Below are 16,118 nucleotides of genomic sequence, written 5' to 3'. Positions count from 1 at the left end.
TTTATTTCTTTTGCACCACAGCGGTTTGCGGCAGTGCGTTTTCTTCAAAAGGTAAAATCCAGGTTTTGGGCAGAAAACTTTCCTGTTCTGCCGCCAGGTTAACTGTAGGGTCAATATAGGGCCGGCTGCCGCGCCCGTTCAGGCTGACATAGACCTCGGCGCGAACCTGCGGATTCCGGATGCCTTTGCTTTTATAATCATCCCGCAGCAGGTGCGCAAACTGCAGCAGCATATCCGGTTGCGAGGCCATCATTTTTTCCTGGTTCGGCGTCAGGTAATCGCGGTTCACAATTTCGGATTCGCGGCCGGTGCGTGGGTCGCGCACATAAAAGAAAGCGGTCCCGGTTTTCTCCATCAGCATCACCCGCCACGAAAAACGGTAGCCCTGCTCGGTCCAGAAAAGCTTGTCCGGGTAAAGCAGGAAACGCCAGGGCACGAGCAGCTGCAACACAAAATGCACCGCCAGCAGGCCCGGGAGCAACCGCTGCATGAGCGGGGTAACCTCTGCCACTTTCTGGCTGAAAGAAAGCCGTACGTTAAACCAGCCCCGGAACGTCTGCAGTACCCGCAGGTGAAAGCTTTCGGAGAAGAACACCAGCGTGCTCACCATCATGATGTAAGGGAACATGCCGATCTGGAACAGCAGCGCCGTGAATACATGAAACACAATGACCGTGGCATAGGCCGGCAGGCGGCTGCGGCGCCAGGCCAGGAAAAAGGGGATAGTCAGGTCGTAGAGGGCGCCGAACCAGCAGAAGAAATAGGCTACCAACACCTCGTCAAACAGCGGGCCGATGAGGGGCAGGTGTGTTTTGGCCGGAAGCCAGTAGCGCAGCGGCATCGCCTCCAGCAACCAGTCCGGGTTTAGTTTGGCTACGCCGGCGTAAAAATATACCAGCCCCAGCTGCAGCTGAAAGATGAGCACCGTCCAGCGCGGTACCCGGCTTACCCACAGCGCAGGTTTTCGCAGCACATCCAGCGAAAAGTGACGGTGTGCCGGCACCAGCAGCAGCAGGAAAGCCACGATGCTCACAAAGTAGTAGTGGTTCAGGTAATTGGTTTTGTCGATCAGCTCCACATAGGTAAAGCTCAGGAAAAACAGCACTGCCGACCAACGGTAGAAGAGCCCCAGCATTAGCCCCAGCGCCGAGAGTGCCATCAGCCCAAACAAGGCATACATGCCCTGCTCGCCCAGCGGCTTCACCCACTCAAAACCGTAGTAAGGAAAGTATACCTTCGGCTGCACATACAGCTCCGTTACCCAACCTTTCAGCATGAAGCGCAGCATACTGACCAGCATCATCCCGCCAAAAATAATGCGGAAAACCGCCAGCGGAGCGGCAGAAACAGGGGCTGTCAGGAAAGGTTTCAGCTTCTGGAGCATGTTGTTATTAGCTAAGGAAGCAGAACGGTTGTACGGGTTGTCGTACAGCTGTTCTGCTCCGGGTATTCTGCATTACAGGTCTTTTATCAGCGCTAGTCGCCGTCGTTGTCGGTGTAGGTAATGGCAACGCCCAGTGCGGCGGGCATATCCGTTTTGGTAAGCACAATGAGCTTCTGCAGCTCGTCATAAACCTTGGTAACGGCCTGTGTATTGCTGGTAACAGCCTGCCCCAGCGGGGCAGGTACAGCTGCTACGGCTGCCAGTGCAGCATCGTATTGTTGTATGATCGCGTTGGCCAGCGTTGTGTTGCCGTACTTGGCCTCCACGTGGTCCAGGTAATCATCCAGGCCAGGGCCGTTGGTGCTATTAGCTGAAACACCCATGAAAATGGCTTTCTGGGCGCGCAGGTTGCGTTCCAGCAGGGCAAGCGACTGCTGGCTGTAGAACGCCTCCACCCGGTCCGGAACAGGCGTGCCACCTGTAAACCGGCCCGACGGAATGCCTACTTTAAACCGTTTGGTCATGTCGATGTCGGAGTTGAACTGGTTTACCAGGTTGCCTACTGCACTGCCTACTGCCGTGCCACCCGATTCTTTGAAGCTTTGTGCTGTATTGCCGCTGGTCCAGCCGGTGTAGGTGGCATTGGCTTGCTGGCTGATGAGGTTGGTAATATCCTGCAGGTATTTATTACGGTTGGCTGCCTGGGCGCCGGTGGTATACTGGTTCAGCAGTTCAGCATCCGTCGCAGCACCGTAGAGCAGGTAATCCAGGGCTGGAAAACCTTTGGCCGAAAGATTTGCCGTTGTCTGCAAATCGTAAGTACCCGACGAAATATTGCTTTCGATCTGGGTGGCTGAGGTGGGGTAGATGTTGAGGCTGTTGCGCAGCATCTGCTCGTCTGCCGGACCAAATTCATACACACTCACGTCCTGCCAGGCCAGGTAAGCCTCCTGGTATTCTGTACGGGCAGTAGCCAGCGTAGCCGCAGTCGGATTAGCCGTGAAAGCCGCGACAGCAGTTGCCAGCTGGTCGGTTTCCGATTTCAGCGCCTCGTAACCCGGAACAATCAGGTTATCGGCATAGTTGGTCAGCATGGCCTTGCGGTCATATTCTGTTTTCGGATTGTCTTCTCCGTTATCGCCACAGCCGGCCAGTGTGGCCAGGCAGGCAAGTGCAGCAAACGTATATTTTCGTATCAATAGCATGCAGGTATTATGAAAGTAGCAGCAGCCAGGGCATTCTCTGCCGTAGCTGCTGCTCGTTATTTCAGACTCGTAAGTTCAGGCAGCTGCTACAGCTGGGCTTTGATAGTATCCATGCCGTAAGCAGCACTCAGGACATCTATCGCTGCAGCTATGTCGGCAGCATCGGTTTCGTACAGGTTCGTGCCTATTGCAGACATTACCTGGTTGTATTGGGTGTTGGTCAGTTTGCGGTCGGTTTTATATTGCAGGCTCATTACAAAACCAATGGCTTCTGACAGGTAGTGGCTTTTTTTCGCCTGGTCGGCCAGGTTGGTTTTGGCGGCGTTCAGTTCATGAATGGCTGAAGCAGCTACAATGCGCTCCCACTCGGAACGGATGGTGCTGATGGCAGCGTCTTTGGCCGCTTTGTCTTTCGCAGAAATGGCGGCACGTCCTTTCAGGAAGGCATCCATCATGGTTTTGTTGCTGTTCAGCCTGCTGTCGAGCTGGTTGCTGTAGTTGGCCCAGAACTTCAGGTTGTTCAGGTTGGCCGGGAAATCGATGGGAGCGCCAAAGTAACCGAAGGCCTCGTCGAAGTGGTGTTCCATTTTGGTGCCTTCGCCTTCTGTCACATTCGTATTATCAACGGCTTCACCTGTTTTTTCGGCTGTCAGGTAAGAATCTACGGCCTGGAAATAGAACACAGCGCCCATCAGGCCTTTCTGGATTACCTGGGCAAGCTCTACCCCGTTTGCATCAACAAGGTAGTTTTTGTTATCGGCAGTAGTTAAAATTCCGCCTGAAATTCCTTCTACGGCAGGCAATCCTGCCGACTGGCTGGCCTGTGCCACTTTGTCGAAATAGTTTTCAAACACAGACTGGGCTGTCAGGATGGTTTTGTCTTTCAACTGTTTGCCGGACGTGTTCAGGCTCTGGTCGGAGAAGCGGTTGTTTGTGTTGGCATACATGTCCTTCAGCTTCTGGGCACTCAGCACATCACCGTTGTTTGCTGTTTTAATATAAGCATCCAACTCCGACAGCATATTGATCCGGGCTGTCTGGCCGGAGTAATTTACGTTTGCAAAGTTGTAGGTCTGCGGTACGGTGTAGGAAGGGTCCTTGTCTTTATCATCGGAGCAGGAACTGAAAATCAGGCTGGAAGCAAGTGCTGCAAAGACAAAGGTTTTACTTTTTAAGGATGTGAACATAGTAAAGGATGTTAGAGTTTTAATTAGATTTAATCTAAATAATGATGCAAAGCTAAGGTACTGAATCATGTGAGGCAAGACTTATTTAAAATTATTTTAAATAAGCATCAGGAACTTGTTAAGCAGCAGCAGTCCGGGGCACTTGAGGAGCAGGTAAAGCAGTGGTGGCAGCAGCAGAAGAAAAATGTCAGTCCGTTTTGAGCGAAAACGAACGTGAAACAGGATCAACAGCACGTACAGCTTCCCGTATTGCATCGTTAGGCAAACAATAAAAAGAGATAGACTAATTAAAAATTAGCCTACTGTATGGTTTTTATCTTATATTTGAGAATAAAAATATAAAACATATCTACTATGAAAAGTTTAAAGACATTTGCGCTTGCCCTGTTATTCGTTCCTTTCCTGTATGCCTGCGGAGAGAGCACCGATGTGGTAGAATCTGGCACTTACACCGGCACGATTGATGAAGTAGAGGCTGAAAAATCGGAAATCTATGTTAAAACAGACGATGACAAACGCCTGGAACTGTACTTCACAGAATCAACCACCCTTACCAGGAATGGCGAAGCCGTACCTTTCGACCAGCTGGAAGAAGGTGGTAAGGTAGAAGTAGAAGTGGAGAAAGTAGGCAACAGGCTCGACCCGAAAGCTGTCAGAATACTGGAGTAGGCATGATCGACACCAGCTTCTGGAGAACGGAACTCTGGCACCCGCTTACCCTCCATTTCCCGATAACGCTGCTGCTGCTGGCAACGGTAGCAAAGCTGGCCGGTCTTTTTTTGCGGGAAGGGGTGGCGTTTTTCTGGCAAAGGAGTGGTTCCTACCTCTTGTATGCCGGATGCCTGGCAGCCTGGTTCAGTATTTATACCGGCAACCTGGCGGAAGGAATTGTTGCCCGGAAGATTTGTGACCCGACTGTATTAAAAGACCACGAACTGTCTGCGTATGCGCTGGCGTATATTTTTTCGGCAGGAGCAGTAATGGACCTGGGCAGGAACCTGCCTTTTTTGAAAGGAAATTCCAGGTTTTTTCAACTGCTCCTTGTGCTGCTGCTGCTGGCCGGTTCTGTGGTACTGGCGTATACCGGCCACCTGGGAGCGCAGGTCGTGTACCAGCAGGGAGGCGGCGTAAATATGCCTGCTTCCGACTGTGCCGGTTTTTAATGTCAGCCGACAAAATTTATCCAACCCGTCCGGTGCTACCGAGCGCCGGACGGGTTTTTTTTATCTACCTTTTACCGACTAACATGGTGCAGCAGCGGCTGTGGTGACTGCAGCAGCAGACTTTTTTCGAAGAAGATGATCTGTGAAATCCCTAAATCTGTTTAGTCCCGGTTCAGACAATAATAAGCTTTACTGCAGCAGCCACCACAGCCGCTGCACCCGCACATGATCGTCCGGGCGGGCCTGCTTGTAAGTAGGAAGTAAACCTGGAAAAAAGGGTAACAGTCCGGAAGGCTGCAGCTATACTCGCCGGATTAGTTGGAAAGCAGCGCTTCCTTAAAATTTTCTTTGATAGAAAACACGCGCTCCAGGCCCAGTATCTCAATGATTTTACGGACTTTAGGTTGCAGGCCGAAAAAAACCATCGTCGTGTTTTTGCCGCTACAGGTCTGAAAATGAGCCAGCAGCACGCCGATTCCAGCCGACGAGATATAGTTTAACTGGCTACAGTCCAGGATCAGTTTTTTCGCATCTGTCTCTACGGCCTCTTCTAATTTGTTGTCTGCCAGCACACACGTATGTGCATCTAACTCTCCATACAGGGTTACTACCGTCTCGCTCCCTAAAGTTCTATGATTTATCCTAAAGTAAGTCATAACTTTTTCTTTTTAGTTTTAACCCCCGGTCATTTCTGTTACCGTTACAAATAAAGTCCATTTTTGCCACCCGAGCTGCTGTGCTATGTAGGTACATCAGCTGAGTTTTTCTGTCGTCTTGCTTTTGTAGCAATTTTAGGTACTAAATTTACAAAAATGAAAATAAGATACACTACGTAGTTACACTTATTTTTAAAAAATAAATACCTGATATTCAGTTTTTAGGAAAATGGGTGTCTGCGGGCCTGCTGCTGAAATACTATGTAGGCGCAAAGGGTGGGTTTTGATGGCAATAAAAGACGGTTATTCCTGCAGCCGGTAGTTTTTGGAGCGGTTTCGTTGTTAGAATAGTGAAATTTACATTTATTAGTAAAAGCAAGTCGTTTATTAATTGTCGGTTTGCCGTATTAAATCTGCTGCTCCAGCCACCACAGCCACTGCACCTGCCTGCAAAGCGCCCGGAACCGGGAATTTTGAAAATAATATATAATAGGAATTGTATCTTATCGTTTCAGATACCGTTCATACACGCAACAGCATGAGCAGGTACTATTTACTTGTTCAGGTGAATGAAAAACCTGCTTTTTAACCAGATTAAGCTACCGTTTCGGTACGTTATAACCTTTTGGGCATTTTCATAGTAAGTGCCCTACAGCCTATTAAACAAAAATGCATGCTCCTAACAAGGTTTAAATGTAGCGCCAGCTTCCTGCTGCTATGCGTTGTCGTGGTGTTGTCGGGTTGCTATACAAGAAATGAAAACAGCGCAGCAGAAACCGAACCTGCTGCTACGGTTGAACAACCCCCTGCTGCGGACAAGGCGGCTCCTGCTGCCACTCCTGCTCCCGAAAAGGTGAACGTGAACCTGTACCTCGAAATTTCCAATGGCATGAAAGGCTTTATGCCGCCTGCCGAAGCCGGCAAAGAACCTACTGTTTTCCAGAGCCGCCTGAACAAGCTGATTTCCGAGATACAGGATGGCCGCTATGTGGCGGAAAAAAAATACTACCTCGCCAGGGAAGACAAGCAGGGGCAGCCGGTGCTGGACAGTGTTTCCTATAATACCATGAAGAGCACTGTCGTGAGCGGCATCAGGGCCAACGTACTGGGCACGCCACTGCCTGATCTGCTCAAGGCGGCCCTGGAGCAGTCGGTGAAGCAAAATGCTGTTAGTGTGATTATCTCCGATTTCATTCACGGTCCGCATCCGGATAAACGCGGGCAGTTTATATCCCTCGATTCCGACATCCGGAGCAGCTTAAAGGAGGCGGAACAGCAGGGCTTAGCCATTGCCGTGCTGGCCGATGCGTCCGGTTTTTATGGCAACTACTATCCTGCTGTTAAAAAGCCGGCGACAAGCCGAACCTTAACCGGCGAAGAAGTTCCCTTTTACATCTGGGTGATCGGCAGGCAACAGGAAGTGCTGGCCGTTACCAAAAACATATTCCGCAACCTGCCGCCCCAGCAGGCTTACTTTGGTTTTGACTACAAGGACGTTCCTTTTTCTGCTATCCTCAAGGCGAACCAGTTCCGGCCTGCCGGCACCGTTTATTGCGCCTCCCGCAACGCCGATCCCTGTACGGCCATTAAGCTGCTTCCTGAAAAAAGTATCCCGGTGGAATTTACGCTGGGCCTGGACTTGAGTGCGCTGCCCCGGCAGCTGCAGCAGGAAAACTACCTCAAACGCAACCTGAAGGTAATTGGCAGCGGCTGCAAAGCCAGCCTTGTTTCGGTAACAGCTGCCGACGATGCCGTTCGTGCTTCTCCCGATCTTGCCCGGTATACCCACTTCCTCCGGCTGCAGGTACCCCAGCTGATAGGCACTTCCGGCACCATCACGTTGCAGTTGCCACAGGTGCAGCCCGCCTGGATTGACGCCTGGACGACCAATAATGACAACAACCCGGCGGCTGATCCAAAAAAAACATACCAGCTCGATAAAATAATTGACGGGGTTCAGGCATTATATAGAGACCAGCGTACCTATTTATTTAATGTGACTATCAAGTTTAACAAAGCAGACTAAGCATGATTCAAAAGTTTTTTTCGGGGCTCTACGAGCTTCTGCTGGGCAGGCCCTTGCCCGCCAACTTTACCAACGACTACCGTGAAGTTGTTTTCCCGAACACGGGGCTGCAACTGGTCCTGATCACGCTGGCTATGGTGATACTCTATTATTATGTGTTCAACCGCATTATGAGCACCGGCTTCTACAAAACGCAGCACTGGGTAATCATGCTGCTCATCAATGCTGTTATTGCCTTTGCTATTCCGCTTATCCAGGTAAACAACAACGGCATCGAGACGCACTCTTACACCTACATGTTTGCGTTTGTGAACACCGTTTACAGCCTGGTGCTGTTTTTCCTGTTCTCTATTCTTTTAAAAAGGGGTTCTGTTCAGGCCTGGACAACTCCTATGAAATGGCCTAATAAAAAATAACCTATGGCAAAACTTTTTGTATTCGGAATTGGTGGCACCGGTTCGCGCGTAATCCGCTCGCTGGTCATGTTGATGGCCGCAGGTGTCAAAATTCAAAATTGCGATAAAATCGTTCCCATCATCATCGACCCCGACACGCAGAACGGCGACATGAACCGCACCGTGGAACTCCTTAAAACCTATAAACAAATCCACGATAAGCTGGGCAGGCGCGACGAAGGCTTCTTTCACACCGACATCAGCACCCTCTCCAGCATCGCCGGCGACGGCTCTTCCAAAATCCGCGACAGCTTCGTGTACGACTTTGGCGGCATCAACAAACCGTTTAAAGACCACGTGGGCTACAACCAGCTCGATATCGACAGCCAGGCGCTCGTAGACCTGCTTTTTACGAAAGAAAACCTGAGCAACAGCCTCGACGTCGGCTTCCGGGGTAGTCCGAATGTGGGCAGCGTGGTGCTGAACGAAATAATCGAATCGCCGGAGATGCGCTTTTTCGCCTCCAATTTCCAGGCCGGCGACCGCATCTTCTTTGTGAGCTCCATTTTTGGCGGCACAGGCGCTGCCGGGTTCCCGCTGCTGCTCAAGAACTTTAAAGATTCGCGCATCGGGCTACCCAACGCCGCCAGCCTGAACTCCGCACTGACAGGCGCCATGGTGGTGCTGCCGTACTTCTCGCTCGAGCAGCCGGCCGCTGGCGTAGAAGCCGATTTTATCGACTCCAACACCTTCACCACCAAAGCCAAGGATGCGCTCTCGTACTACCAGCACCACCTGAACGGCATCAACGCGGTGTACTATATGGGCGACACGCCGGACAAGCCGCTGGAGAATAACCCGGGCCGGGCCAGTCAGAAAAACGATGCCCACCTGGTAGAACTGCTAAGCGCACTGGCCATTGTCGACTTCATGGACTACACCGACAACGACCTCATCAGCAACGAAGTGTACCATGAATTCGGGCTGCGGGAAGATGTGGACCAGGTGCAGTTTACACACCTCGACCAGGAAACACGCGACCGGATAGCGAAACAGCTTATCCGTTTCCACTACTTTGAACGCTACTACACGCAACACGTACCCGACGATGCACAGGCCGCCTATGCCCGTGGAGTAGACCTGATGGGCGCCATCCGCAACGAACCTATTTTTAAAGAGCTGGACAAATTCCTGAAGCACCCGGATTACGGCTATCAGTCGTGGCTGCGGGAGCTGGGCCGCAAAGAGCGCACCTTCGCCGCCCTCAACGTGAGCGAAAGCGACTTCAACCGCATGGTAGCCGACAAGCAAATAGAGACAGGTTTCCTGAACAAAGGCATCCACCAGGGCTCCTTCGTAAAAGAACTAAACCGCGCCTCCGAATCCATTTCCGACCGCGATGCTTTCCGGGCAACGATTCAGGCCTTTGAAGTAGCGACAGATAAGCTGGTAGAGGAGAAGCTGAAGTATGCGTAAGCAAGAAGCCGGTCAGAAGACCTCGCAGTGTGCGCAGCTCCTGCGAGTGTCGGGCCAACTGCTGTCAGACACTCGCAGGAGCTGCGCACACTGCGAGGTCTTTTAAAACGCTGTTGCGGAGAGCATCAGATGCGCAACAGCAAACTTTTTTCAACAAACAAACTTAACTATGCCGAAAGTACTTCGTCTTCATAAAACAGGGTCAAACGTAGAAGGCTGGTCCAAGACCGGTCAGATAACCAGTACCGAGATAAAAGATATAGTGGATGGCGCCGGGGGCAGGGCTGTCAAGATAAATGCCTCTATTCCCACGCCCTTTGCCCGCATGCACCTCTTCGAAACGGCTTTCCATTTCGTGAAGCAGGGGGTGGCGGGCACCAACAGCATCTACCACAAAATGGTGACGCACTTCTGGGATTTGTGGGAGCTGCTCTACAACCAGCAGAGCTATGCCCAGGCCGGCAACAAAGTAATTGTCCGGCGCTGGAACAAACACCAGCAGCTGGGGGCGATGCAGGCCAACCCGGGAACGGCGCTGCTGGGCAAGACGCTGGAGCTGTTCATGAACGACAGCCGCTTCCAGGGCATCGAAGATTTGTTTTTGTTCTACTTCGAAAGCACGAATAACTACGGCGATAAGCAGATGCAGCTGCTGGGCGGCACCTCGCCGCTCACCTTCCTGTTCGTGTCGCCCAACGTGCAGCCGCTGGGCATCAACCGGGCGCAGAATGTGGGCACGTACTTCGATAACAATTATGTGTCGCTGAACGACCGGGAGCGGGACTTCCGGGAATATGTGCACAAGCTGTTTGTGTCGAATCCGGCCTTTATACAGGCGTTCCCTGCCGTGTACAACGCCCTGGACGAAACGCTGCTCAAGAGCATCAGCATGTCGGGTGCCGTGGGGCAGCATGCCATTGCTGCGGAGTACCTGCCGCTCGTGGATTACCAGCAGAACCCGGTGCACGTGGGGCACCTGCCTTTCCTGATTAAGAAAGAGCAGACCGCCGTCTCCAGCAGCGACCTCTTCCTCCGACCCACCAACCCGGCGTTCAACGGCGACCGCCCGATTGTGCTCAAGCCAGAGCTGCGACTGGCGCCGAACGTGAAGTATGTTAACAACCTGGCCTGGCCTGCCAACACCGTCGTGGACTACTCTGACAGCAAACCGCTGGAAAACCGTTCGCTGCCGGGCGTGGGTTTTAATTACCCATACCTCACCCTCAACGACCTGCTGCAGGAAAGCATCATCCAGGTCCCGTACGAAGTGAACACCGACCGTTTCTACAGCGGCACCGTGGTATACCAGCCGGGGGTAACGGAGAAGCATTTCAATTACCTGCTGCCGGTTACGAGCCTGTACTTCCGCTTCTTCCGCCCGGAGGACCTGGCCAACCACCTGACCTTCCACATCGACGTGAACCATGTGCGTGTGACGCTGCAGGTGCCTACCGAGAAAGGCAATGTGGTGTACGAGCGCAGCTACTACGACAATCCGCTCAACTCCAAAGATGCCAACGGCGACGTAATTCCCGAGAAAGGCCACATCCTGAAGTCGAGAATCGGACTGGGCGTGTTTCCGTTTTATAAGTTTACCGATGCGCCAGCGTACAACGACTTTTACAAGGTGATGCTGGTGGACGAGGACATCGACCCGCTGCTGGTAAACCGCAACCACACGCTAACGTTCTTTGCAGGAGGCAAGGAACTGGGCGCAAGCGGCGGTGTTATCTCGGCTACGGCACAGCAGCGTACCAAGAAGAGCAACAGCAGTGCAGGCAGCACCTACTATGAAATAAAAGGCACACACTTCGACTTTGCCGAGCTGACGCATGCCGGGGCAGACCGCACGGGCAAGGCGCTGCTGGTGCCTAAGTTCCAGGAAGTGCAGCAGGGCATCCAGAACTTCACCTTTGCCGTGGACTTTGGTACCTCCAATACCCACATCGCCTACACTGCCGGCTCTAACCAGGCGCCTAAGGAATTTTCCATTACAGCCCAGGACCAGCAGCTGGTGATGCTCAACAAACCATCTGACGACCCGGCATTAACGGATTACCAGCGCTTTCACAAACGCGGCTTCGGCAGGTTGTTTGCCGTGGAAACGTTGCTGCGGCGGGAGTTTATCCCGCTCATCATCGGGGCCGGCGATTCGCTCTACTCCTTCCCGACCCGCACGGCCACCTGCGAAACCATCGATTTTGAAAACCAGATTCCGAGCCTGTTTGGCAACATCAACATCGGCTTCTCGATCAACACCGAAGGTACACACCAGGACCAGTACAAGCAGACGTATCATACCGACCTGAAGTGGAGCGAAACCCTCACCAGCACCGGCAAGCGCCGCATCGAGGCTTTCTTCACCGAAATTATGCTGCTGATCAAAAACAAGGTGGCATTGAACAACGGCAACGTCGGCAGTACCAAAATTGTGTGGTTCGCCCCGCTGAGCTTCGATGAATATTCGCGCAACATGTTCCAGAACGTGTGGGACGGCGTGTACAACAACGTGTTCAAAAACGGCAGAACAACCGTGTGCATCACCGAATCGGTGGCGCCGTTCTACTTCCTGTCGCGCACGGGTGCCGTGGTGCCGAGCCAGGATGAGAACCTGATAAACGTAGACATTGGCGGTGGAACGACCGACGTGCTGCTGTTCACCAACCGTAAGCCGTCGCACAGCTCCTCCTTCCGCTTTGCCGGAAACGATTTGTGGGGCGATGGCTTTGCTACCGTGAAGACAAACAAAGATAACGGTCTGCTGCAGTATGGGGTGGAGCATGTGCTGCGCATCCCGCTGACGGAGGAGGGCAAGGAGTACAAGAAGTTCCTCGAAACCGCCCTCGACAACCCTGACTTCAGCTCTGCGGATATTTCTTCGTTGTTGTTTAGCTACGACAAAGAACTGAACTACAGCAACCAACTGCTGCAGGCACGGCAGCTTCGGCTGATGTTCTACCTGCACTTCGGAGCCCTGATGTACCACCTGGCGCAGCTGGTGCAGCAGCTCGGCGTGCAGACACCGCGTTACATCTGCTTCAGCGGGCAGGGTAGCTTGTACATTAAACTGCTGAGCGCGGGCAATAACCTGTCGAACGTGGAACGCTATGCCAAAACCATCTTTAAGAAGGTGACAGGGCAGGAGCCGCCGGCTAACTTCAAGCTCGTGCTGGTCGACAACCCGAAACAGGTAACAGCCAACGGCGGCGCCATGGCGCTGGAAGGAGCCGACCTGAACGACCTGACGAACATTCCGATCATCAAACCAACCGGTGCAGCAGGCGAAGATGCTCTCAAAACGGTAAACAAAACCCAGATAACCACCATGCTGCGGCAGGAGGTAATAGACAACGTAATGGCTTGCCTGGAACTGCTGCTCGACGACGATGATGTGTCGCCGCTCATGCGCTCGATGGGTGTGGAGGTAGATCCGATCCGGGAGCTGGAGTTCCTGAAAAACAACATGCAGGACAGCCTGACGATGGTGCTGGAAGATACCCTGCGCGGCCTTTCGGACCGGGAACCGCTGCACGAAACGATGTTCTTTATGCCGCTCAAGCAGTCGCTCTACTTATTATCCAAGGAGCTGTACCGGCAGCAGGCAAATGTAAGTTCTATGGCGTAGGCAGCACCAACCATCCCTGCCTCCTCCTGAACCACTTCGCGCTTTTTCGGATTTTTTAATCCGAAAGGTAACTGTAGAGGATTTCCAAATCCTCGTGTTTCAACAGCCGGTACACGCGGGTCCGGAGACACGCAACAGCTTTCCTACGGATTTATAAATCCGAAGAAGCAAAGGGAACAAGGAGGGGGCAGGGGATAGTTGGAACCGGTCATGCATAAAACCACAAACACATCAGAAAAAACAAACTTTTATTCAATCTAACATCACTGTATGGATTACGCATTTATTATAGCCATTGTGGCGCTGCTGATCGCGTTGTTTGCCATATTCAGGGTCTATACCTTTCATAACATTCTGGTAGCCCGGATAGAAAAACTAAAAGAAATGAACAGGATGCTGGAGCACAAGTTGCCAAATTTTAATAGCAGCACCGGCAACCGAACCAGCGGTAAACGGGAAGGTCGCTCGTCAGCCGTAAATGAGCCGGTAGCACAGGTGCGGGAGCCAAAAGAACAACGGCAGCAACCACAACAGCAGCGGCCCCCGAAGGAACAGCGCCAGTCCAGGGAGCAGCAGCAAGCAAGGGACCAGCAACAGCCCAGGGAGCAAAGGCAGCAACCGAATCAGAACCAGCCACGGCAGCCAAAAGAACAGCGGCAGCAAGGGCAGCAGCCTAATCTGCAGGAACAGCAGCCTAAAAAGAAAAAAGAAAACCGAAGACGAAACGAACCTATGGAAAGACAACAGCCGGAACAGGAGAAGCCCCGCCACGAAGAGCAGCTGAACCCAGAGAATATGCCGCTGGAAATGCAACTGGAAACAGACCACCTGCTCGAGTTCGAAACGGTGGAGCAGGAGCCAACACCACCACCAGTGCAGCAGGAAGAAACCTATGCCGAACGGAAATACGCCATTATTCCCGAAGACGGCATTATCCGCCAGCACCAGCTCCAGGTACAGCCCGACTCCGACAGCTACCTGGAAGTAGACATGCCTGCCTACGGCAAGAGCAACATGACCCGCTACCGCTTCAACATGGGCGGCAACCACGCCTTTGTAATTGCGCAGGGCATTGATAGGCTGGAAAATGCGTTCTCGTTTGCCAAACCATCGAACCGGAAAGTGAGCCAGGTAGTACACCAGGAAGATGGCGTGCTCGAAAAAACAGACAACGGCTGGCGGATATACGAAAAAGCTAAAATTGATTTCAGATAAAGCGATTGCATGGAAGGAATATTTATTTTTGAGGCACTTCTTATTTTTGTCATTCTCGGTTACCAGCTGTACGTGTACAGGGGCAACCGCGCAAAAATAGACCGGATAGAGCGCCTGTTTCCTTCCGAAGAGGCTTTAGCCATACGCGAACGCCGCCTGGGCGAAGCGGAGAAGCCTTCCGGCAACGAAAATGAGGCGGAGAGGCAATGGTCGCAGGTGCTGTCAGGTCGTTCCTTCCGGGAATATTCCCCGGCCAGCCCGGTGGTGAAGCGGGTAGCGAAGGTAGAAGGCTACCAGCTGCACATCGAAGCGGAGGGCGGGCCTGTTCCTGCTTATACCATTGCCACAGAACGTTTCCGGAAGATGCTGCAGGGCGGCAATATTTTCCTGGTGGAGGCGGATGAGCAGGCGCTTATCCGCATGCCCGCTGCAGATGCTACCGGTGCTAAAACCGACCTGATTGAGGTAAAAAATCCGTCGGAAACCTTCAGCAGCATCATCAAAAGCACGAATGAGTACCTGAAGCGCAACAAAGGTGCTGCTGCTGATTTCGATATCCTGAAAGATGTGTCGGAGCGGCATGCCGAGGCGCTGGACAACGAGGTGCAGTCTACCATTGCTACGCCGCTGTACGTGGGCCTGCTGGGTACCTTCTCGGGCGTTATCATCGGCCTTTCCAGCCTCATCTGGACCGGCTCGGGAGCAGCAGAGGAAGTGGTGGCAGGTGCAGAAAGCTCCGCAGCCTTCATCACGGACCAGAATATCTCTTCTTTCCTGTTCGGGGTGCTGATCGCCATGACCGGCAGCTTTTTCGGGCTACTGCTCACGCTGCTGGGCAACCACGGCCTCAAGAACGCCCGCAGCATCCGCGACCGCCACAAGAACAACTACTACACTTTTTTGCAGACGCACCTGCTGCCCAAGCTCAACTCCGATATGGCCGCCAGCCTGGGCAACCTGAAGTCGGTGCTCGACTCGTTCAACAAGGATTTCCTGGACAAGGTGCTCGGTTTTCGGCCTATTGTCGACAGCCTGAGCGAGAACATCCGGGTGCAGAAAGAGTTTATCCAGAAACTCGATGAGATTGGCTTCACCACCATGGCCAACGCCAACCTGCAGGTGTTTGATAAGCTGAAGGAGAGCGAGCAGTTGTTCCAGAACTTCCTGCAGTACCAGGTAGCGCTGAACGAGTCGGTGCAGAAAGGGGGCGAACTGACGCACAACATCGGGCAGGTACTGAGCCGCCTCACAAGCTTACAGGAAGGATTCGACCAGGTGCCGGGCTACCTCCAGAAGCACGACGAATCCATTCAGCGGCAGATCAACTTCTTCGGACGTCACGAGCAGGACCTGAACACCATTGCGGCCCGCGTGGAGCAGTACCTCGACAAAGCCGCCCTACGCCTGACCGACCTGATGGAGGCGCGCCTGCAGCACCAGGAGCGCGACGCCCAGAACGCCTACGCCAAATGGCAGGAACACTTCCGCATCCTGAACGAAGACAACATTTACAAGCGCATCCTGGATTACATGCAGCCCTTCGAAAACCTGAACACGCAGCAGGAGAAGCTGAACACGGCGCAGCAGCAACTGGCAGGCGAAATACGAAACACAAACGAGCGCCTGCTTCAGAAAATCGACACCGACACCGCCGTGCAGCAGCAGCTCCTCAAACAGCTGGCGGTGCTCAATGCCAACGTGGAGAAAAGCATGGAGCCCGGGCCCATTAAAGCCGCTTTTGACAGGATGCTGGGCAAAGGCAGCAACAGCAGAAGGTAAGGAGGCG

Annotated in this window: 12 protein-coding genes; 8 read left to right on the top strand and 4 right to left on the bottom strand. The window is 52.8% G+C overall.

Features of this window, described 5'->3' with window-relative positions:
* Position 1: 1 nt before the first annotated feature.
* The 3 genes from DCW36_RS21870 to DCW36_RS21860 form a co-directional block, all read right to left on the bottom strand.
* Complete coding sequence (locus DCW36_RS21870; protein ID WP_114780666.1) at positions 2 to 1,384, bottom strand: HTTM domain-containing protein; 1,383 nt, start codon at positions 1,382 to 1,384, stop codon at positions 2 to 4.
* Positions 1,385 to 1,476: 92 nt separating this feature from the next.
* A complete protein-coding gene (locus DCW36_RS21865) occupies positions 1,477 to 2,589 on the bottom strand; it encodes an imelysin family protein (RefSeq protein ID WP_114780665.1) in 1,113 nt (370 codons plus the stop codon).
* An 86-nt stretch (positions 2,590 to 2,675) separates the two neighbouring features.
* Positions 2,676 to 3,776 (bottom strand): DUF4856 domain-containing protein, encoded by a 1,101-nt coding sequence (locus DCW36_RS21860; protein WP_164891210.1) that lies wholly within the window; start codon positions 3,774 to 3,776, stop codon positions 2,676 to 2,678.
* 354 nt (positions 3,777 to 4,130) lie between these two features.
* Between DCW36_RS21860 and DCW36_RS21855 the strand changes: the two genes are divergently transcribed.
* Together DCW36_RS21855 and DCW36_RS21850 are read left to right on the top strand one after the other, a co-directional pair.
* Positions 4,131 to 4,445 carry a hypothetical protein gene (locus DCW36_RS21855; RefSeq protein WP_114780663.1) on the top strand — a complete coding sequence of 105 codons (315 nt, stop codon included), beginning with the start codon at positions 4,131 to 4,133 and terminating at the stop codon, positions 4,443 to 4,445.
* A gap of 2 nt (positions 4,446 to 4,447) precedes the next feature.
* A complete protein-coding gene (locus DCW36_RS21850) occupies positions 4,448 to 4,939 on the top strand; it encodes a DUF2231 domain-containing protein (RefSeq protein ID WP_164891209.1) in 492 nt (163 codons plus the stop codon).
* A 314-nt stretch (positions 4,940 to 5,253) separates the two neighbouring features.
* On the opposite strand, the gene DCW36_RS21845 is transcribed toward DCW36_RS21850, so the two are convergent.
* Complete coding sequence (locus DCW36_RS21845; RefSeq protein WP_114780662.1) at positions 5,254 to 5,595, bottom strand: STAS domain-containing protein; 342 nt, start codon at positions 5,593 to 5,595, stop codon at positions 5,254 to 5,256.
* Positions 5,596 to 6,268: 673 nt separating this feature from the next.
* On the opposite strand from DCW36_RS21845, the gene DCW36_RS21840 reads away from it, so the two are divergent.
* The 6 genes from DCW36_RS21840 (at position 6,269) to DCW36_RS21815 (ending at position 16,111) form a co-directional block, all read left to right on the top strand.
* Positions 6,269 to 7,621, top strand: coding sequence for a hypothetical protein (locus DCW36_RS21840; protein ID WP_128397007.1), 1,353 nt, complete (start codon positions 6,269 to 6,271; stop codon positions 7,619 to 7,621).
* Between the two features lie 2 nt (positions 7,622 to 7,623).
* Positions 7,624 to 8,037 (top strand): hypothetical protein, encoded by a 414-nt coding sequence (locus DCW36_RS21835; protein WP_114780660.1) that lies wholly within the window; start codon positions 7,624 to 7,626, stop codon positions 8,035 to 8,037.
* A gap of 3 nt (positions 8,038 to 8,040) precedes the next feature.
* The gene (locus DCW36_RS21830; RefSeq protein WP_114780659.1) at positions 8,041 to 9,492 is read left to right on the top strand and encodes a hypothetical protein; all 1,452 of its coding nucleotides are present in this window, start codon (positions 8,041 to 8,043) and stop codon (positions 9,490 to 9,492) included.
* Between the two features lie 169 nt (positions 9,493 to 9,661).
* Complete coding sequence (locus tag DCW36_RS21825; RefSeq protein WP_125185265.1) at positions 9,662 to 13,117, top strand: cell division protein FtsA; 3,456 nt, start codon at positions 9,662 to 9,664, stop codon at positions 13,115 to 13,117.
* A 270-nt stretch (positions 13,118 to 13,387) separates the two neighbouring features.
* Complete coding sequence (locus DCW36_RS21820; RefSeq protein WP_114780657.1) at positions 13,388 to 14,332, top strand: hypothetical protein; 945 nt, start codon at positions 13,388 to 13,390, stop codon at positions 14,330 to 14,332.
* Positions 14,333 to 14,341: 9 nt separating this feature from the next.
* Entirely contained in the window at positions 14,342 to 16,111 is a 1,770-nt protein-coding gene (locus DCW36_RS21815; RefSeq protein WP_114780656.1) for a hypothetical protein, read from the top strand.
* Positions 16,112 to 16,118: the final 7 nt, after the last annotated feature.

The organism is Botryobacter ruber (assembly GCF_003347595.2).
Classification (GTDB): domain Bacteria; phylum Bacteroidota; class Bacteroidia; order Cytophagales; family Hymenobacteraceae; genus Pontibacter; species Pontibacter ruber_A.
This window is presented reverse-complemented; position numbering and strand designations above follow the sequence as displayed.